The sequence below is a fragment of the Agromyces tardus genome, assembly GCF_003710805.1.
Lineage (GTDB): Bacteria > Actinomycetota > Actinomycetes > Actinomycetales > Microbacteriaceae > Agromyces > Agromyces tardus.
In genome coordinates this window covers 1-18,628 of the sequence record NZ_RHHB01000006.1, presented here as the reverse complement: position 1 = coordinate 18,628, position 18,628 = coordinate 1, and the positions used below count along the sequence as shown (strand labels likewise).

General features: G+C 71.7%; 18 protein-coding genes, 1 tRNA gene and 1 other RNA gene. 11 read left to right on the top strand and 9 right to left on the bottom strand.

The window, feature by feature from the left end; genetic code table 11:
- Positions 1-120 precede the first annotated feature (120 nt).
- A complete protein-coding gene (locus EDM22_RS05625; RefSeq protein WP_122936091.1) occupies positions 121-594 on the top strand; it encodes a peroxiredoxin in 474 nt (157 codons plus the stop codon).
- A 61-nt stretch (positions 595-655) separates the two neighbouring features.
- Here the strand turns inward: EDM22_RS05625 and EDM22_RS05620 are convergent, their stop codons facing one another.
- Positions 656-1,357, bottom strand: a complete 702-nt coding sequence (locus EDM22_RS05620; RefSeq protein ID WP_122936090.1) for a hypothetical protein — start codon at positions 1,355-1,357, stop codon at positions 656-658.
- Between the two features lie 98 nt (positions 1,358-1,455).
- On the opposite strand from EDM22_RS05620, the gene EDM22_RS05615 reads away from it, so the two are divergent.
- From EDM22_RS05615 to rnpB, 5 genes are all read left to right on the top strand, one after another.
- A tRNA-Val gene (locus tag EDM22_RS05615) sits at positions 1,456-1,531 on the top strand.
- Between the two features lie 40 nt (positions 1,532-1,571).
- Positions 1,572-2,393, top strand: coding sequence for a Nif3-like dinuclear metal center hexameric protein (locus EDM22_RS05610; RefSeq protein WP_122936089.1), 822 nt, complete (start codon positions 1,572-1,574; stop codon positions 2,391-2,393).
- Positions 2,394-2,427: 34 nt separating this feature from the next.
- Positions 2,428-3,165: a zinc ribbon domain-containing protein gene (locus EDM22_RS05605; RefSeq protein ID WP_122936088.1), complete on the top strand. Its 738-nt coding sequence runs from the start codon at positions 2,428-2,430 to the stop codon at positions 3,163-3,165.
- A 4-nt stretch (positions 3,166-3,169) separates the two neighbouring features.
- The gene (locus EDM22_RS05600) at positions 3,170-3,592 is read left to right on the top strand and encodes a reverse transcriptase-like protein (protein ID WP_122936087.1); all 423 of its coding nucleotides are present in this window, start codon (positions 3,170-3,172) and stop codon (positions 3,590-3,592) included.
- Positions 3,593-3,606: 14 nt separating this feature from the next.
- An RNA gene (gene rnpB / locus EDM22_RS05595) (RNase P RNA component class A) lies at positions 3,607-4,001 on the top strand.
- A 31-nt stretch (positions 4,002-4,032) separates the two neighbouring features.
- Here the strand turns inward: rnpB and ppgK are convergent.
- Both ppgK and map read right to left on the bottom strand, forming a co-directional pair.
- Positions 4,033-4,785, bottom strand: a complete 753-nt coding sequence (gene ppgK, locus EDM22_RS05590; protein WP_122936086.1) for a polyphosphate--glucose phosphotransferase — start codon at positions 4,783-4,785, stop codon at positions 4,033-4,035.
- A gap of 65 nt (positions 4,786-4,850) precedes the next feature.
- Complete coding sequence (gene map, locus EDM22_RS05585) at positions 4,851-5,714, bottom strand: type I methionyl aminopeptidase (protein WP_122936085.1); 864 nt, start codon at positions 5,712-5,714, stop codon at positions 4,851-4,853.
- An 11-nt stretch (positions 5,715-5,725) separates the two neighbouring features.
- On the opposite strand from map, the gene EDM22_RS05580 reads away from it, so the two are divergent.
- Complete coding sequence (locus EDM22_RS05580) at positions 5,726-5,911, top strand: SPOR domain-containing protein (RefSeq protein ID WP_122936084.1); 186 nt, start codon at positions 5,726-5,728, stop codon at positions 5,909-5,911.
- Between the two features lie 76 nt (positions 5,912-5,987).
- Here the strand turns inward: EDM22_RS05580 and panB are convergent, their stop codons facing one another.
- Positions 5,988-6,875, bottom strand: coding sequence for a 3-methyl-2-oxobutanoate hydroxymethyltransferase (gene panB / locus EDM22_RS05575; RefSeq protein ID WP_122936083.1), 888 nt, complete (start codon positions 6,873-6,875; stop codon positions 5,988-5,990).
- An 85-nt stretch (positions 6,876-6,960) separates the two neighbouring features.
- On the opposite strand from panB, the gene EDM22_RS05570 reads away from it, so the two are divergent.
- Positions 6,961-8,298, top strand: coding sequence for a glutamine synthetase family protein (locus EDM22_RS05570; RefSeq protein ID WP_122936082.1), 1,338 nt, complete (start codon positions 6,961-6,963; stop codon positions 8,296-8,298).
- 8 nt (positions 8,299-8,306) lie between these two features.
- Positions 8,307-11,324 (top strand): bifunctional [glutamine synthetase] adenylyltransferase/[glutamine synthetase]-adenylyl-L-tyrosine phosphorylase, encoded by a 3,018-nt coding sequence (locus EDM22_RS05565; RefSeq protein WP_122936081.1) that lies wholly within the window; start codon positions 8,307-8,309, stop codon positions 11,322-11,324.
- A 119-nt stretch (positions 11,325-11,443) separates the two neighbouring features.
- Here EDM22_RS05565 and glnA read toward each other — a convergent pair whose 3' ends face one another.
- Positions 11,444-12,868: a type I glutamate--ammonia ligase gene (gene glnA / locus EDM22_RS05560; RefSeq protein WP_122936080.1), complete on the bottom strand. Its 1,425-nt coding sequence runs from the start codon at positions 12,866-12,868 to the stop codon at positions 11,444-11,446.
- 138 nt (positions 12,869-13,006) lie between these two features.
- On the opposite strand from glnA, the gene EDM22_RS05555 reads away from it, so the two are divergent.
- The gene (locus EDM22_RS05555) at positions 13,007-13,441 is read left to right on the top strand and encodes an RDD family protein (RefSeq protein ID WP_122936079.1); all 435 of its coding nucleotides are present in this window, start codon (positions 13,007-13,009) and stop codon (positions 13,439-13,441) included.
- 61 nt (positions 13,442-13,502) lie between these two features.
- Here EDM22_RS05555 and EDM22_RS05550 read toward each other — a convergent pair whose 3' ends face one another.
- From EDM22_RS05550 to lipB, 3 genes are all read right to left on the bottom strand, one after another.
- Positions 13,503-14,225 (bottom strand): DUF4191 domain-containing protein, encoded by a 723-nt coding sequence (locus EDM22_RS05550; protein ID WP_122936078.1) that lies wholly within the window; start codon positions 14,223-14,225, stop codon positions 13,503-13,505.
- 72 nt (positions 14,226-14,297) lie between these two features.
- The gene (gene lipA / locus EDM22_RS05545; RefSeq protein ID WP_122936077.1) at positions 14,298-15,287 is read right to left on the bottom strand and encodes a lipoyl synthase; all 990 of its coding nucleotides are present in this window, start codon (positions 15,285-15,287) and stop codon (positions 14,298-14,300) included.
- Positions 15,284-15,919 (bottom strand): lipoyl(octanoyl) transferase LipB, encoded by a 636-nt coding sequence (lipB, locus tag EDM22_RS05540; RefSeq protein ID WP_122936076.1) that lies wholly within the window; start codon positions 15,917-15,919, stop codon positions 15,284-15,286. Before lipB ends, lipA begins: the two co-directional genes overlap by 4 nt.
- A gap of 215 nt (positions 15,920-16,134) precedes the next feature.
- On the opposite strand from lipB, the gene EDM22_RS05535 reads away from it, so the two are divergent.
- Positions 16,135-17,595 carry a serine/threonine-protein kinase gene (locus EDM22_RS05535; protein ID WP_122936075.1) on the top strand — a complete coding sequence of 487 codons (1,461 nt, stop codon included), beginning with the start codon at positions 16,135-16,137 and terminating at the stop codon, positions 17,593-17,595.
- Here the strand turns inward: EDM22_RS05535 and sucB are convergent.
- A partial coding sequence (gene sucB, locus EDM22_RS05530; protein ID WP_122936187.1) for a 2-oxoglutarate dehydrogenase, E2 component, dihydrolipoamide succinyltransferase occupies positions 17,592-18,628 on the bottom strand: 1,037 nt, incomplete at its 5' end. The two genes, EDM22_RS05535 and sucB, sit on opposite strands and share 4 nt — an antisense overlap.

The window sequence follows — 18,628 nt, the reverse complement described above, 5'->3', positions numbered from 1 at the left end:
CTGCGTTCTGTGCGTGCGCACGACGAAACGACCGGGTTGCGGTCGCGGGCACCACGCCATCCTAGTGATTCTATGCCCGGTGTGACGGCACTAGGCTGGCCCGCGCGAACGCCCGCGGGCATGGAGGAGGAACGCGTGATCCCGGCACTCGGCACAGCCGCCCCCGACTTCGAACTGCCCGACCAGTGGGGCGCGCCGGTGCGGCTCTCGGGGTTCCGGGGCGTGCGTCCGGTGGTGCTCGTCTTCGTGCCGTTCGCCTTCTCGCGCACGTGCACGGGCGAGCTCGGGGAGCTGCGCGATCACGCCGCGCTCTTCGATCGAGCGGATGCCGCGCTGCTGATCGCTTCCGTCGACTCGAAGTACGCCCTCCGCGCGTGGGCCGAGGCGGAGGGCTACGGGTTCCGCCTGCTCTCCGACTTCTGGCCGCACGGCGCCGTGGCCGACGCCTACGGCGCGTTCTCGGCGGACTCGGGCTTCGCCACCCGGTCGACGTTCGCGATCGACCGCGCCGGCGTCATCCGCTCGCACTTCGCCACCGGCCCGGGGGAGGCCCGGCCCCTGTCGGCGTACCGCGACGCGCTCGCGACGCTCTGAGCCCGGCTCCGCGGCATCCGCGCGCCGCAGCACGCGGCGGTGCCGGCGTCAGCGGGGCGAATCAGCCGAGTATGTTCACCGACCGCGCGATCACGAGCGCGAGGATCAGGAAGCAGCCGAACGCCTGCAGGCCCATGAGCAGCTTGAACCGCGGCGAGAGCGGCATCGCGTCGGTGGCGCTGAACGCCATCGAGTTCGACAGCGACGAGTACAGGTAGTCGACGAACCGCGGCGTCCAGTCGCGCACGACCGACGAGCGGGCCGCCACCTCCGCGACGGCGTCGTCGTCCTCGTCCTGCGGGAAGCGGAAGTCGGCGGGCGGCAGCTCATCGCGGGCCGCCATGGTGCGCAGCACCGGACCACCGCGGTCGAGCTCCCAGTAGAGGGCGGCGAACCCGATGACGTTGGCCACCCACACCTGCAGGGCGGCGCGCAGCAGCCCGGGGGCGTCCTGGGAGTGGGCGTTCAGCAGCTGCACGATCAGCAGTACGAGCGTGAGCTGGTTGGCGGCGACGAGACCGACCGCCAGCGTCACCGCGAGGGCACGCGACCAGGGCGACTGGCGGGTGAGGCGGTGCGGGTTGACGATCACGAGGGGGACGAGCAGCGCCAGGCCGATGACGACGACGGCGAAGCGCTCCACGCCGAGGAACGCGCTGGGCAGCGCGGCGTACAGACCGAGCGTGACGAGCAAGGCGATGACGACGGGCCAGCGGTGCTCCGAGGGGGCGCTGCGGCTCGGATGCTGCTGCATCGGCTCCATGCGCGAGAGTCTAGGCATCCGGGCGGGCGGCGACTCCGCGGCGCGCGCGGCTGCGGCGCGAGCGGCTCGGATACCATGGACCTGCGCCGTCGGCGCGGGGGCCTTTAGCTCAGTTGGTAGAGCGCCACGCTTACACCGTGGATGTCGTCGGTTCGAGCCCGGCAGGGCCCACCACACCGGCGCCGTGGCGTGCGCCCGACGCTAGGCTGGGCGGGTGCCCGCCGAACTCCGCGACATCCTGACGACGGTCGATCGACTGTGGCCGCTCGGGGGAGCCGAGCCGTGGGACGCGCCGGGGCTCGTCACCGGCGACCCCGTCGCATCCGTCGCCCGCGTGCTGCTCGCCGTCGACGCGGTCGCGGCCACGGTCGACGAAGCCGTCGACTCGGGCGCCGACCTGCTCGTCGCGCACCATCCGCTGCTGCTGCGCGGGGTCACGAGCATCGCCGAGGACCGCTACAAGGGCGCGCTGCTGGCCCGGCTCATCCGCGCCGACTGCGCGCTCGTCGCCGCGCACACGAACGCCGACGTCGTCGAGACGGGCACCTCCGCGGTGCTCGCCGATCGGCTGGGGCTCGTCGACGCGCGACCCATCGTGCCGAGTGCGACGGATGCCGCGCGCGGCCTCGGTCGCGTCGGCGCCCTCGCCGAGCCCACCACCCTCGGCCGGCTCGCCCGGCAGCTCGCCGACCTGCTGCCGCCGACCGCCACGGGCGTCCGCGTCGCCGGCGGCTACGACGACCCGGTGCGCACCGTCGCGCTGTGCGGGGGCGCCGGCGATTCGCTCCTGGCCGATCCCGCCGTGCGCGCCGCCGACGTCTTCATCACCGCCGACCTGCGCCACCACCCGGCATCCGAGGCGCGCGAGCAGGCCGCGCACGGCGGCGGGCCCGCGCTCATCGACGTGTCGCACTGGGCGAGCGAGTGGCTGTGGCTCGACGCCGCCGCGGCGGAGCTGCGGGCGGCGCACCCCGAACTCGAGGTCGTCGTGAGCGACCTCCGCACCGACCCCTGGGACTTCCAGGTCGTGCAATGACCCGTCCCGAACCGAACCACCCGAGGAGCACCACGTGAAGGCCAGCCCCGCCGAGCAGCAGGAGCTGCTTCGCCTCCAGTCGATCGACACCCGCCTGCAGCAGCTGGCGCACCGACTCGGCAGCATGCCGCAGGCGGCGCCGCTCGCCGAGCTCGCGGGTCGCGACGAGGCCGTGCGGCGCACCCGTGCGGAGGCGGTGGGTGCGCTCGAGGACGCCCGCGCCGAGCTCGGCCGCATCGAGTCCGACGTCGCCGTCGTGGAGGCGCGCATCGCCCGCGACGGCGACCGGCTGCAGCACACGTCCTCCACGAAGGACGTCGCCGCCCTCGAGTCGGAGCTCGTGTCGCTGCGTCGCCGGCTCTCCGACCTCGAGGACCAGGAGCTCGCCGTCATGGAGAAGGTCGAGTCGGCCGAAGGCGTCGTCGCCGCCATCGATGTGGAGCGCGCGGCCATCGCCGTCGACGTGACCCGGCTCGAGGCCGATCGTGACGAGGCCGCGGCCGGCCTGGCCACCGAGCGCGACCACGCCGAGCGCGACCGCGCGGTCGTCGCAGGCGGGCTCCCGCCCGAGCTCGTCGCCTTCTACGACCAGCGCCGCGTGCGCGGCGGCGGGGTCGGAGCGGCCCTGCTGCGCCAGCGCACGTGCAGCGGCTGCACCATCACCCTCACAGGCGCCGACCTCGCCGCCGTGCGCTCCGCGGCGCCCGACGCCGTGCTCCAGTGCCCCGAGTGCGACCGCATCCTCGTGCGCACCGACGAGTCCGGCCTTTGACCCCATGACACGCTCCCTCATCGTCGAAGCCGACGGGGGATCCCGCGGCAATCCGGGCATCGCCGCAGGCGGCGCGCTCGTGATCGACGGCGAGACCGGCGAGGTGCTCGCCGAGCTGGGCGTCTACGTCGGCGTCGCCACGAACAACGTCGCCGAGTACCACGGCATGCTCGAGGGGCTGCGCCGCGCGTACCACCTCGACCCCGGGGCGGCCGTGCACGTGCGCCTCGACTCGCAGCTCCTCGTCGAGCAGATGTCGGGGCGTTGGAAGATCAAGCACCCCGACCTGCAGCACCTCGCCCGCCAGGTGCGTGAGCTCATCGGCCACCGCCACGTCACGTTCGAGTGGGTCCCGCGGGCCGACAACGCCCGAGCCGATGCCCTCGCGAACCGGGCGATGGACCTGCGATCCAGCTTCGGGCTGTAATCTGGCTGAGCGAGCGGGTCGGCAAGACGGCCGCGTCATCCGGTGGCTGCGTCTTCGGGCGCAGTGACGGATGCCGAGGAACGTCCGGGCTCCGCAGGGCAGGACGGTGGGTAACACCCACCCGGGGCAACCCGCGAGACAGTGCCACAGAAAGCAGACCGCCACGGGCCTCGGCCCGCGGTAAGGGTGAAACGGTGGGGTAAGAGCCCACCAGCGGCCAGGGCGACCTGGTCGGCTCGGTAAACCTCGTCCGGAGCAAGGCCAGACAGGGAACGATGGGGCTGCCCGTCCCGTTCCCGGGTAGGCCGCTGGAGGGCTGCGGCAACGCAGTCCCGAGAGAGATGGCCGTCCAGCCGGTGTCGCGCAAGCGCCCGGTCAACAGAACCCGGCGTATCAGCCGGCCCGTTCGCACCCCGCCCGCAGGCGCGATTCCCGTTCCGCTACCGCGCCGCGAGCGCCGCCGCGCCGAGCAGGCCGGCGTTGTTGCGGAAGAATGCCGGGACGATCGGCGTCGCCAGGTCGAGGAGCGGCAGGAACTCCTCGTGGTACTTCGAGACGCCGCCGCCCACGACGAACAGGTCGGGGGAGAAGAGGAACTCGACGTGGGAGTAGTAGCGCTGCAGTCGCGCGCCCCACTCCGTCCAGCTCAACGACTCGCGTTCCATCGCCGAGTAGGCGGCGCGCCGCTCCGCGTCGTGGCCGTCGATCTCGAGGTGTCCGAGCTCGGAGTTCGGCACCAGCACGCCGTCGTAGATCATGGCCGATCCGATGCCCGTGCCGAGGGTGGTCAGGATGACGAGGCCGTCCGCGCCGCGCGCCGCGCCGAATCGCGACTCGGCGTAGCCGGCGGCATCCGCGTCGTTGATGAAGTGGATCTCGCGGCCGAGCTCCTGCTCGAACAGTCGCTCGGCCTCGAGGCCGATCCACTCGTCGGAGATGTTGGCCGCGGAGAGCGTGCGACCGTGCCGCACGATCGCGGGGAAGCAGACCCCGAGCGGGAGCGAGGCGCCCGCGTGCTCGGCGACGTCGTCGAGCAGTTCGCGGGTGGCCTCGAGGATGTCGGCGGGGCGCCCGCCCGCCGGCGTGCGCACCTTGAATCGCTCGGTGACGAGCTCGCCGGTGCCGAGGTCGACGACCGCCCCCTTGATGCCCGTGCCGCCGATGTCGATGCCGATCGCGTGGTCAGTCGCCATTGCGCCACACTATCGCGAGCGGCCGGTCGGGCGCCGCACGCCGCGGGTGCTCGCCGGCCTCCTGGTCAGGGCAGCGTGAGGATCTCGGCGCCGCGCTCGGTCACGACCAGGGTGTGCTCGAACTGCGCCGTGAGCGAGCGGTCGCGGGTCACGACGGTCCAGTCGTCGGGCCAGAGGTCCCACTCGGTGGTGCCGAGCGTCAGCATCGGCTCGATCGTGAAGACCATGCCGGGCTCCATCACGGTGTCGAACCGGGGTGCGTCGTAGTGCGGGATGACGAGCCCGGTGTGGAACGCCCGCCCGACGCCGTGGCCCGTGTAGTCGCGCACGACGCCGTAGCCGAACCGCTTCGCGTACGCCTCGATCGCGCGGCCGATCACGTTGACCTCGCGGCCGGGTGCGACGGCCCGGATGCCGCGGGCGAGCGCCTCGCGCGTGCGCTCCACGAGCAGTGCCGCCTCCTCGCTCGCCTCGCCGACGAGGAACGTGTGGTTGAGGTCGCCGTGGACGCCGTCGAGGTACGCGGTGACGTCGATGTTCACGAGGTCGCCGTCGGCGAGCACCGTGTCGTCGGGGATCCCGTGGCAGATGACCTCGTTCACCGAGGTGCAGGAGGACTTCGGGTAGCCCCGGTAGCCGAGCGTCGAGGGATAGGCGCCGTGCGCGACGACGAACTCGTGCGCGATGCGGTCGAGCTCGTCGGTCGTGACGCCGGGTCGGATCGCGGCCGCGGCCGCCTCGATGGCGCCCGCCGCGATCCGTCCGGCGGCCCGGATCCGCTCGACCTCGTCGGGCGAGTAGACGTCGCCGCCCGTGTTGCGGGCGGGCTCGCGACGGCCCACGTACTCGGGGCGCGGGATCGACGGGGGCACCTCTCGGGCAGGCGACAGTCGGCCGGGAATCAGGTGACCGGCGGCATCCTTGGGCATAGGATCACCCTATGTCGGAGGACGTCGAGCACCAGTTCTGGTACAACATGAAGACCGGCGAGGTCGAGCAGGGATTCCTGTCGCCCGCCGTCGACCGCGTGGGTCCGTTCGAGACCCGCGCCGAGGCCGAGCAGGCGCTCGAGATCCTCCGCGCGAACAGCGCGAAGTGGGCCGAGGAGGAGGCCGCGGAGGACTGAACCGCAGCGCTCCGGCCGCGACCGCACCAGACGGATCGGCGGTCTCAGCGCACTCGCTCGGTCGCAGGAATCTCGCTCAGTACGAGTGCTCCTCGGTGGGGTAGGCGCCGTTCGTGACATCCTGCCGCCATGCCGCCGCCGCATCGCTCAGGATGCCGGCGAGGTTCGCGTACTGCTTCACGAACTTGGGGATGCGGCCGATCGTGAGCCCGGCCCAGTCGGTCCAGACGAGGAGCTGGCCGTCGGTGTGCGGGCCGGCGCCGACGCTGATCGTGGGGATCTCGAGCCGCTCGGTGACCTGGCGCGCCGCGTCGGCGGGCACCATCTCGAGGACGACCGCGAACGCGCCCGCCTCCTGCACCGCCTCGGCGTCGGCGAGCAGTTGCTTGATGCCCTCGCCACGACCCTGGATGATGTGGCCGCCGAGGCCGTGCTCGCTCTGCGGGGTGTAGCCGATGTGCGCCATCACGGGGATGCCGGCGGCGACGATGCGCCGGATCTGCTTCTGGCTGCGTTCGCCGCCCTCGAGCTTCACGGCGTGAGCGCCCGTCTCCTTCATGAAGCGCACGGCCGTCTCGAGGGCCTGCTCGGGGCCGTTCTCGTAGGAGCCGAACGGCATGTCGGCCACGACGAACGCGCGCTTCACGGCGCCCGCGACGGCGCGCGTGAGGGGGATGAGGTCGTCGACCGTGACCGGCAGGGTGGTCTCGTAGCCGAGCACGTTGTTGCCGGCCGAGTCGCCGACGAGCAGGAAGTCGATGCCGGCCTCGTCGAAGATGCGGGCGGTGAGCTGGTCGTAGCTCGTGAGGCCCGTGATCTTGATGCCCTCGCGCTTCGCGTTCTGGAAGTGTCGGGTGCGGACCCGCTTGGGGCCGCCGGCGGACGTGGATCCGCCGCCGTAGGGGTTCACGACGACACCGGCCTCGGCGTCGGATGCGGCGGCGTTGACGGGCTGCTCGGACATGCCGCCAGTCTCGCACACGGGCGCGGGGGTCGGCCCGCCACGGCCCTGCGGAACGGTACGCTGAGGGAAGCGAGAGAGGGTGTGGATGGATAAGCAGCGCGACTTCGTTCTTCGCACGATCGAGGAGCGAGGGGTCAAGTTCGTCAGGCTCTGGTTCACCGACGTCGTCGGCACCCTGAAGTCCGTGGCGATCGCCCCGGCCGAGGTCGAAGGCGCCTTCACCGAGGGCATCGGATTCGACGGCTCGGCGATCGAGGGGCTCAGCCGCACGTACGAGTCCGACCTGCTCGCCTATCCCGACCCCAGCACGTTCCAGACGCTGCCCTGGCGCGGAGACATCGACCCCACCGGCCGCATGTTCTGCGACATCACGACGCCCGACGGGGAGCCCGCCGTGGCCGACCCGCGCAACGTGCTGAAGCGCACGCTCGCGCGCGCCGCCGACCGCGGGTTCACGTTCTACACGCACCCCGAGATCGAGTTCTACCTGCTCAAGTCGTCGAAGTACGGCGAGGAGGGGCCGGTCCCGGTCGACTCCGCCGGCTACTTCGACAACGTCCCGGGCGGCACGGCGCACGACTTCCGCCGCCGCTCGGTGCGCATGCTGGAAGACCTCGGCATCTCGGTGGAGTTCAGCCACCACGAGGCGGGCCCCGGCCAGAACGAGATCGACCTGCGGTACGCCGACGCGCTCACGACGGCCGACAACATCATGACCTTCCGCACGGTCATCAAGGAGGTGGCGATCGAGCAGGGCGTGTACGCCACGTTCATGCCGAAGCCCTTCTCCGACAAGCCGGGTTCCGGCATGCACACCCATCTCTCGCTCTTCGAGGGCGACGCGAACGCCTTCTACGAGCCCGGCGCCCAGTACCAGCTCTCCAAGATCGGCCGCCAGTTCATCGCGGGCCTGCTGCGCCACTCGAACGAGATCTCCGCCGTCACGAACCAGTTCGTGAACTCCTACAAGCGCCTGTGGGGCGGCGACGAGGCGCCGAGCTTCGTCTGCTGGGGCCACAACAACCGCTCCGCGCTCGTGCGCGTGCCGCTCTACAAGCCCAACAAGGGCCAGAGCGCGCGGGTCGAGTACCGCGCGATCGACTCCGCCGCCAACCCGTACCTCGCCTTCTCGTTGCTGCTCGCAGCGGGTATGAAGGGCATCGAAGAGGGCTACGAACTACCGCCCGAGGCGGAGGACGACGTGTGGGCCCTCACCGACAGCGAGCGACGGGCGCTCGGCTACAGCCCGCTGCCGGCGAGCCTCGACCACGCGATCGAGTACATGGAGGAGTCCGAGCTCGTCGCCGAGACGCTCGGCGAGCAGGTCTACAACTACGTGCTCGCCAACAAGCGTGCCGAGTGGCGCGACTACCGCTCGCAGGTCACGCCCTTCGAGCTGCAGCGCAATCTCGAGATCCTCTGACCAGGCGGATGTCGCGGCAGGCGCCCACCCTCGGCGGACTCGCTCGCGCGGGGTTCTTCGACCTCGATCGGGCGGCTGCCGCACTCGAGCGACTGGGTGACGCGACCGGCGTCGAGCAGGAGTCCCTGCTCGAGGCGTTCGGTCGCGCCGCCGATCCCGATGCGGCACTCGCCGACGTCGAACGCCTGCGCGACCGCGCTCCCGACCGCGTCGCGGCGCTGCTCGCCGTGCCCGACGCCGCCACGAGGCTCGCTCGTGTCGTCGGTGCGTCCCGTGGCCTCTCCGACTTCTTCACGCGGCATCCCGCCGAGCTCGACGTGCTCGAGCGGCATCCGGCGCCGCCGCGCGCGGTGGAGGCGGCTCGCGCCGAACTCCTGGCGGCGGCCGAGGCCGTACCCGGGTCGGGCACGGCGCTCGTCGAGCCGGCGGCGCAGGCCGTGCGCGTGCGGTACCGGCGCCTGCTCGCCGAACTCGCGGCCTACGACCTGGGCGCCGCCGACGCGGTCGAGGTGGTCGACGCCGTCGCGACGGGACTCGCCGATCTCGCCGGAGCCGTGCTCGACGCGGCGATCGCGGTCGCGCGACGCGTCGTCGCCCGCGGCGAGGGCGAACCTGCGGGCCCGGGCCGGTATCCGGCAGCCGAGGTCGCCGCCACCCGGCTGGCCGTCATCGGCATGGGCAAGGCGGGCGCCCGGGAGCTCAACTACGTCAGCGATGTCGACGTGATCTTCGTCGCGGCATCCGCCGACGAGGAGGCGGTGTCGACGCCGCGCGCCCTCGACATCGCCACGCGACTCGCCATGGTCACGATGCGCGTCATCAGCGAACCGGGCATCGAGCCGCCGCTCTGGGAGGTCGATCCGAACCTCCGCCCCGAGGGCAAGGACGGCGCACTCGTGCGCACCCTCGACTCCCACCTGCAGTACTACGAGCGGTGGGCCAAGAGCTGGGAGTTCCAGGCGCTGCTGAAGGCGCGCCCGCTCGCGGGCGACCTCGAGCTCGGCGAACGATACGCGGCGGGGGTCGCGCCCAAGGTGTGGTCGAGCTCGAGCCGCGACGGCTTCGTGGAATCCGTGCAGCGCATGCGCGAGCGCGTCACCGAGCACATCCCCGCCGACGAGATCGACGTGCAGTTGAAGCTCGGACCGGGCGGCCTGCGCGACATCGAGTTCACCGTGCAGCTGCTCCAGCTCGTGCACGGCGCGGGCGACGAGGCGATCCGACAGCCGGGCACCCTGCCGGCCCTCGCGGCGCTGGCCGAGCACGGGTACGTGGGCCGCGAGGAGGCCGCCGAGTTCTCGCGCGACTACCGCATCCTCCGGGTGCTCGAGCACCGCCTGCAGCTCGCCCGGCTGCGGCGCACGCACCTCATGCCGCGCGACGAGGACGGCTTGCGAGTGCTCGCGCGCGCGTCGGGACTCGCCCGCACCGCCGGCGACCTGTCGGCACTGTGGATGACCACGCGGCAGCGGGTCCGCGGCCTGCACGAACGGCTCTTCTACCGCCCGCTCCTGTCGGCGGTGGCGGCGCTGCCGGCGAGCGGGCTCGGGCTCACGAGCAGCCAGGCCGAGGCCCGGCTCGCCGCGATCGGCTTCCGCGACCCGAAGGGCGCGCTCGCGCACATCGGCGCCCTCACGGCGGGCGTCTCCCGTCGGGCCACGATCCAACGGCACCTCATGCCGGTGCTCATCTCCTGGTTCGCCGAGGGCGCCGACCCCGACTACGGCCTCCTCGCGTTCCGCCGGCTCAGCGACGCGCTCGGCACGACGCACTGGTACCTCCGGCTCCTCCGCGACTCGTCGGATGCCGCGCGGCGGCTCACGCGCGTCCTGTCGGGCTCCCGGTTCGTCGGCGAGCTGCTCGAGCGCATCCCCGAGGCGGTCGCCTGGCTCGAGGACCTCGAGGAGCTCCGGCCGCGGTCGCTCGCGTCGCTCCGTGACGAGACGCGCGCCGTCCTCGCCCGCCACACCGAGGTCGACGCCGCCGCGAAGGTGCTGCGCGCCGTGCGCCGGCGCGAAGTGCTCCGGCTCGCGCTCTCCGCGATCCTCGACGTGTGCACGGTCGAAGAGCTCGGCCATGGGCTGAGCGACGTCACCGAGAACCACATCGCGTCGCTCGTGCACGCGATCCGAGGCGACGATCCCGATGGCATCGAGTTCGCCGTCATCGGCATGGGCCGCTTCGGCGGCCGGGAGCTCGGCATCAGCTCCGACGCCGACATCATCTACGTCTACCGCCCGGCGGATGCCGCGCCCGACGCCGCGCACTCGCGGGCGCTGCGCATCGTCGCCGAGCTCGTGCGGCTCAGCGAGGACGCGCGGCTGCCGTTCGAGCTCGACGCCGACCTGCGCCCCGAGGGACGCAACGGCGTCGTGGCGCGCTCCCTCGACGCATACCGCGCGTACTACGCCCGCTGGTCGCTCACCTGGGAGGCGCAGGCGCTGCTCCGAGCGCGCGGCGTGGCGGGCGACGAGCCGCTGATCCGCGACTTCACCGAGCTCGCCGACAGCGTGCGCTATCCCGCGCAGATCTCCGAGACCGACATCCGCGAGGTGAAGCGCATCAAGGCGCGCGTCGAGAACGAGCGGCTGCCGCAGGGCGCCGATCCCACGCGGCACCTCAAGCTGGGCCGCGGATCACTGAGCGATGTGGAGTGGTTCGTGCAGCTGATCCAGCTCGAGCACGCGGCCACCATCCCGGCGCTCCGCACCACGTCGACGCTCGACGCGCTGCACGAGTCGGTCGTCGCCGGGCTCGTCGAGGACTCCGACGCGGACACGCTCCGCACGGCCTGGGTGTTCGCGTCACGGGCTCGCTCGGCGCTCACGCTCTGGCTCGATCGTACGACCGACGTGCTCCCGGTGGAGCGCACGCAGCTCGAAGGCGTCGCCCGGATCATGGGGTACCCGCCCGGCTCCGCCACTCGGCTCGAGACCGACTACCTGCAGGTGACCCGCCGGGCGAGGGCCGTTTTCGACCGCGGGTTCTACGGCCTCGAGGCGCGTCGCGAGCCCACCACCGGTTGACTGCCGCGGGTCGCGGCCCCGGGTGACGATGCTCGACCGAGCTGCGGCGGCCGCACGACGAACGAGGGCCCGCATCGCGATCGCGATGCGGGCCCTCGTCCTGGGGGGTCTGTCGGGGATCAGACGCCGTAGTACAGCTCGAACTCGAAGGGGTGCGGACGCTGCGCGAGCGGCTTGATCTCCTTCTCGCGCTTGTAGTCGATCCACGTCTCGATCAGCTCGCGGGTGAACACGCCGCCCTCGAGGAGGAAGTCGTGGTCGGCCTCGAGCGCGTCGAGCACGGCGTCGAGCGTGCCGGGAACCTGCGGGATCGACTTGGCCTCCTCGGGCGGGAGCTCGTAGAGGTCCTTGTCGACGGGCTCGTGCGGCTCGATGCGGTTCTTGATGCCGTCGAGGCCCGCCATGAGCTGCGCCGCGAAGGCGAGGTACGGGTTGCCCGAGGCATCCGGTGCGCGGAACTCGATGCGCTTGGCCTTGGGGTTGGTGCCCGTGATCGGGATGCGGATCGCCGCGGAGCGGTTGCCGGCCGAGTACACGAGGTTGACGGGTGCCTCGAAGCCGGGCACCAGGCGGTGGTACGAGTTCACCGTGGGGTTGGTGAACGCGAGGACCGCCGGCGCGTGCTTGAGCAGGCCGCCGATGTACCAGCGAGCCACGTCGGACAGGCCGCCGTAGCCGGCCTCGTCGTAGAACAGGGGCTTGCCCTCGTTCCAGAGCGACTGGTGGGTGTGCATGCCCGAACCGTTGTCGCCGAAGAGCGGCTTCGGCATGAACGTGGCGGTCTTGCCCCACTGGTCGGCGGTGTTCTTGACGATGTACTTGAACTTCAGGATGTCGTCGGCCGCGTGCACCATGGTGTCGAAGCGGTAGTTGATCTCGGCCTGTCCGCCCGTGCCCACCTCGTGGTGCGCGCGCTCGAGGATGAGTCCCGCCTCGATGAGCTTGAGCGAGATGTCGTCGCGCAGGTCGGCCTGCTTGTCGACGGGGGAGACCGGGAAGTACCCGCCCTTGTACGGGGTCTTGTTGCCGAGGTTGCCGCCCTCTTCGGTGCGGCCCGAGTTCCACGCGCCCTCCTCCGAGTCGACCGAGTAGAAGCTCGCGTTCTGCTTCACCTCGTAGCGCACGTCGTCGAAGATGTAGAACTCCGCCTCGGGAGCGAAGAACGCCGTGTCGGCGATGCCCGTCGACGCAAGGTACTTCTCCGCCTTCTTGGCGACCTGGCGCGGGTCCTTGGCGTAGATCTCGCCGTTGCGCGGGTTGTAGATGTCGAACACCATGATCAGCGTGCGCTCGGCCCGGAAGGGGTCGATGTACGCGGTCGACACGTCGGGGATGAGCTGCATGTCGGACTCGTGGATGTTCGCGAAGCCGCGAATCGACGAGCCGTCGAAGAGCTGGCCGACGGTGAAGAACTCCTCGTCGACGGTCGACGCCGGGATGTTGAAGTGCTGCTGCACGCCCGGGAGGTCGGTGAAGCGGATGTCAAGGAACTTGACGTCCGTCTCCTTGATGAACTTGAGGACTTCGGATGAATCACTGAACATGTGAAGCAGCTCCAAGAGGCGGGTAGGGGGCGAATCGCAGTCGTTCGACCGTGACTGACGCTAGCCCGAGGCGGTTTCCCGACCGTGACCGGAATGTTTCGGCCATGTTACGCCGTCGTCGATCGGTAGAATCGATCAATGCCCGACCCCGCTGCCCCCGCGTCCGGAGCCATCGAACCGAGTCGCTGGCCGGGGGAGCGGCTCGGACTTCCCGAGCAGGGCGTGGGCTCCGTAGGCCGCGTCGGCAGACGGCTCGCGGCCATCGCCGTCGACTGGGCGATCGCCAACGTCATCGCGCTGCTCGCCGGCCCCTACGCCAGCACGGCGCAGTCATGGGCGACCCTCGGCGTGTTCGCCGTGATGCAGATCCTCTTCATCCCGACGATCGGCGGCAGCATCGGACACCGGGTGCTGGGCATGCGCGTCGTGCCGGTCGGCGGCGGCTGGGTCGGTCCGTGGCGCCCCATCGTACGCACCCTCCTGCTCGTGATCGTGCTGCCGGCGCTCGTGTGGGACTCCGACCAGCGCGGGTTCCACGACAAGGTGGCGGGAACGGTGCTCATCCGCGGGTGAACGACCGCGCGGCATCCGCTCGGTGAACGGATGCCGCGTGCGTGACGCCGAAGGAGAGTGGTCAGCGCATCTTGCCGCGCTGCGCTCGCACCTTCATCGGGTCGATGCCCTTGGGGATCGGCAGCGACGACTGCAGGGAGTTGAGGCGGTTCGAGACCGCGAGCACCTCGGGCTTCGTGAGCGAGCGCTTGGTCTTGCGGAGCGTGGCGGCGAGCTTGTAGAGCTGCACCGATCCCTCTTCGTGACCCACCGAGACCTGCGTGATCGGCACGTTGGGGAGCACGCGGGCGACCTTGCGCTGCTCGTCGTCGAGCATGCGCTTCGTGCGCGACTGCGGGCCCTCGCTGATGAGCACGACGCCGCCGCGCCCGACGGCGCGGTACACGGCGTCCTGTGTCTTGCCGTTCACGGCGACGGGCATCTCGTTGCCGACCCATCCGCCGCGGAGGCCGCTGCGGAGCACCGCGCCGACCGCGCCGGGCTGGCCGTCGATCTGCGAGTACGCGGCGCGCTCGGCGCGACGGCCGAGGATGACGAGGGCGAGGAGCAGGCCGGCGAGCACGCCGGAGATGATCCAGAGGGCGATGATGAGGCCGTTGCCCTCGCCGAGCCAGAGCGCCAGCACGAGGCTGAGGACGATCGGGCCGAGGAAGCCGAGCAGCATGAGCCACTGCGCGCTCGAGTCGTAGCGGCGGGTCATCTGGAAGACCTGCCACATCTGCTTCATGCGGCCGGGCTCCTTCGGAGCCTTCGGAGCGGACGATGCGTCCTTGGTGCGTGCCATGGTGTCAAGGATAGCGGCGGTGGGGGCCCCGTCCCGACGTGTTCGCCGACGGCGACGGGGTCCCCGCCGGCGTCAGCCGACCGCCTGCGCGAACCCGAGGGACGCGTCGGCGAGGTGGGACAGTTCCTCGGGGAGCGCGCGACCCTTCGCGTGCATCGACTGCGCCCAGAGACGCCCCGCACGATAGGAGGAGCGCACGAGCGGGCCCGCGAGCACACCGAGGAATCCGATCTGCTCCGCCTCCTCCTTGAGCTCCACGAACTCCTCGGGCCGCACCCAGCGGTCCACCGGGAGGTGTCGGGGGCTGGGCCGGAGGTACTGCGTGATCGTGATGATGTCGGTCCCCGCGTCGTGCAGGTCCTGCAGGGCCTGCGAGACCTCGGCGCGCTCCTCGCCCATGCCGAGGATGAGGTTCGACTTCGTGATGAGGCCCGCGTCGCGGCCCTGCGTGATGACGTCGAGCGAGCGCTCGTAGCGGAACGCAGGCCGGATCCGCTTGAAGATGCGCGGCACCGTCTCGACGTTGTGCGCGAACACCTCGGGCCGCGCGGAGAAGACCTCGGCGAGCAGCTCGGGGTTCCCGGAGAAGTCGGGCACGAGGATCTCGACGCCGGTGCCGGGCGACTGGCGGTGGATCTCCCGGATCGTCTCGGCGTACAGCCAGGCGCCCTCATCGGGGAGGTCGTCGCGCGCGACGCCCGTCACGGTGGAGTATCGCAGCTGCATCCGTACGACCGACTCGGCGACCCGCCTCGGCTCGTCGACGTCGTAGTCGGCGGGCTTGCCCGTGTCGATCTGGCAGAAGTCGCAGCGCCGCGTGCACTGCGAGCCGCCGATGAGGAAGGTGGCCTCGCGGTCCTCCCAGCACTCGTAGATGTTCGGACAGCCCGCCTCCTGGCAGACGGTGTGGAGCTCCTCGCTCTTCACGAGCTGCTGCAGCTGGCGGTACTCGGGGCCCATCTTCGCGCGGGTCTTGATCCACTCGGGCTTGCGCTCGATCGGGGTCTGCGCGTTGCGGACCTCGAGGCGCAGCATCCGCCGCCCGTCGGGTGCGGCGCTCATGCCGTCACCGCCAGCTCGGCGGTGAGGCGGCGCTGCACGGGCTCGACGAGCTCCGACGGCTCGACCGTGCGGCCGAGCACGCGCGACATGGTGGTGACGCCCGCGTCCCGGATGCCGCACGCGACGATGCGCCCGTACGGCTCCAGGGAGTTGCTGCAGTTGAGGGCGAAGCCGTGCATGGTCACGCCCCCTTCGACGCGGATGCCGATCGCGGCGATCTTCTCGTCGCGGCCGTCGCCGACGATCCACACTCCGGAGCGGCCGTCGACGCGGCTGCCCTCGATGCCGAACTCGGCGAGCACGTCGATGAGGATCCCCTCGAGGCGCCGCACGTAGCCGACGACGTCGATGGGCTCCGACAGGCGCAGGATCGGGTAGCCGACGAGCTGGCCCGGACCGTGCCACGTGATCTTGCCGCCGCGATCGACGTCGACGACGGGAGTGCCGTCGGTCGGCCTCTCGTCGGGCGACGTGCGCTTGCCTGCGGTGTACACGGGATCGTGTTCGAGGAGGATGACGGTGTCCGGCCGCTGACCGGAGACCACCGCCTGATGGACGGCGCGCTGCAGGGAGAGTCCCTCGCTGTACGGCACGGAGTTGGCGCTTAGCCCCGCGACGACGAAGTCGAGCATGGGCCAAGTCTAGGCGACTCCTCCTCGACATCCGGCCGCCTTCGGGCCGCTTCCACCGGCGAGTGCGACGGATGCGACGGGCGCGGCGTCGGCGTGAGGATCGCACCATGAGCCGTTCGAGCCGGAGAAGCGCGCGCCCGCCCGTCGACCATGCGGCGCCGTCGTCCGCGCAGTCCCGCTGGACCCGGAACGAGTCCCCTCCGATCGAGGGAGCGGTGGCCGGATACCGCGTGCTGCGACGCATCGCGTCCGGCGATCGGGCCGACGTGTACCTCGCGACGGTGGATCCGGGCGGCGCGTTCGGGCGGTCCGAGCCCGACACGCCGCCGGCCGCCCGGCCGCTCGTCGCGCTCCGCGTGTACGACGCGTCGGCGTCCGACGAGGTCATCGCGACCGAGATCGAGGTGATGGCGTCGGATGCCTCGGGCTCGACGCCCTCGCTCGTCGACGTCGCCGCCCTCGACGACGGCCGCACCTGCCTCGCCGTCGAGCGGATCCCCGGGCCGGCGCTCGCGCAGCTGCTGGGGGAGCGCACGTTCCTGGCCGGCGAGGCGGTCACCCTGCTCGCGCCGATCGTGCAGGCCCTGCGCGAGCTCGAGCGCCGCGGATTCGTGCACGCCCGGCTCTCGGCGGCCGACGTCCTGCTCGACGAGCGGGGCCGTCCGCGTGTCATCGGTCTCGGCTCGGTCCGACGGCTCACCGAGGCTCCCGCCGGCCCGGGTCGTGTCGCGCTCCTGCGGGAGGGTGAGACTGCACTGCTCCGACTCGTCGAGGACGTCGCCGCCGCGACGATCCCCGCCGGAGCGTTGGCCGGCTGCGAGCGGGTGATCCGCGCCTCACTCGACCGTCGTCCGTTCGAGACGTGCGGCGAGCAGCTCGAGCGAGCGATCTTCGAGGTCGCACCGGCGGCACCGATCTCCGGCGTCGCAGCGCCCGGGCGCGCACCGGCCGTGCCGGCTCGCGTGTCGCCCGCGGCGGCCGTCGTCCGGCGCGCGGAGCTGCTCGACCCCGCCGCCGGCATGGTCACTGGCGCGCCGAGCACCACTCGATTTCGGCAGATGGCATCGCTCGCTCAGCTGCCCGCCCATCTCGTCGACGAAGCTGCTGCCGCGGCCGACGGACTGTCGACCCGGGCGCTGCGCGGGCGCATGGCCGCGATCGTGTCGTCACGCCGTCGGCAGCTCGTCGTCGCCGGAGGCGTCGGGGCCGCGATGCTCGCGGTGCTGCTGACGCTCGTTCCACCGAGCGGCGGCACCGCGTCCGTCGCGGAATCCGAGCCGGTTGCCGATGCGGCGGCCGTCGCGCCGTCCGCCCCGGCCGATCGGCCCGCCGAGGTCATCGATGCGAGCGCAGTCGTGGGTGACGTCGACCCCGTCCGGGCTGCCGCGGAGTTGCTGGAGGTGCGGGGGAGCTGCCTGGCCGCCCGAGACGTCGACTGCGTCGGGGCGGTGGCGCAGGCGGGCTCCCCGATCGCGGCCTCGGACCGTGCGGCGATGCTCGCGGCCGACGGTGATCGTGCGCTCGACCCGTTCGACCTCGGTGCGATCATGCTGGTCGCGGACATGGGTTCGGCCGTGCTGCTCGAGGTGCCCTACGCCGACGCCGAACGCGAACCGGCCTCGCTCCTCATGATGCGGAGCGAGGCCGGTTGGCGTCTGCGTGAGCTGTTCGACTAGAGGCCGAGGTCGCCCTCGAATGCGCCCTCCTCGAGGCGGGCCTTGACGGCCGTCAGGAAGCGGGCCGCGTCGGCGCCGTCGATGATGCGGTGATCGTACGACAGGGCAAGGTAGACCATCGAGCGGATCGCGATCGCCTCCGAGCCGTCCTGGCTCACGACGACCGGGCGCTTCACGACGACACCCGTGCCGAGGATCGCCGACTGCGGCAGGAACACGACGGGAGTGTCGAAGAGCGCGCCGCGCGACCCCGTGTTGGTGAGGGTGAAGGTGCCGCCCGAGAGCTCGTCGGGCTTGAGCTGGTTGTTGCGGGTGCGCTCGGCGAGGTCGGCGATCTGGGCGGCGAGGCCCGCGATGTCGAGCTCACCGGCGTCGCGGATCACCGGGGTGAGCAGGCCGCGCTCGGTGTCGACCGCGATGCTCATGTTCTCGGTGGCCGGGTAGACGATGCTGTCGCCGTCGACCGTCGAGTTGATGATCGGGTAGGCGCGCAGCGCCTCGGCGGCGGCGAGGGCGAAGAACGGGAGGAACGACAGCTTGTTGCCGGTCTTCTCGAGGAACGCGCCCTTCACCTTGTCGCGCAGGCGCGCGATGCGGGTGACGTCGACCTCGACCACGCTCGTGAGCTGCGCGGTGGACGTCATCGAGACGACGGCGCGCTCGGCGACGACCTTGCGCAGGCGCGTCATCGGCACGGTCGTGCCGCGGAGCGGCGACGTCTCGAGCTGCTGGCGCGCGGGCGCCTCGGCTGCGGCCGGAGCCTGGGCCGACAGGATGTCCTGCTTGCGGATGCGGCCGCCCACGCCCGTGCCGGTGACCGACGCGAGGTCGACGCCCTGCTCGTTCGCGAGCTTGCGCACGATCGGGGTGACGTAGCCCGACGATGCCGCATGCGCGCCAGTGCTGGCAGCCGTCGGCGCGGGTGCGGCCGCAGGGGCCGGAGCGGCGGCAGGCGCGGGAGCGGCGGCAGGCGCGGGAGCAGCGGCAGCGGCCGGAGCAGGTGCGGCGGCCGGCGCAGGTGCAGCGGCCGGTG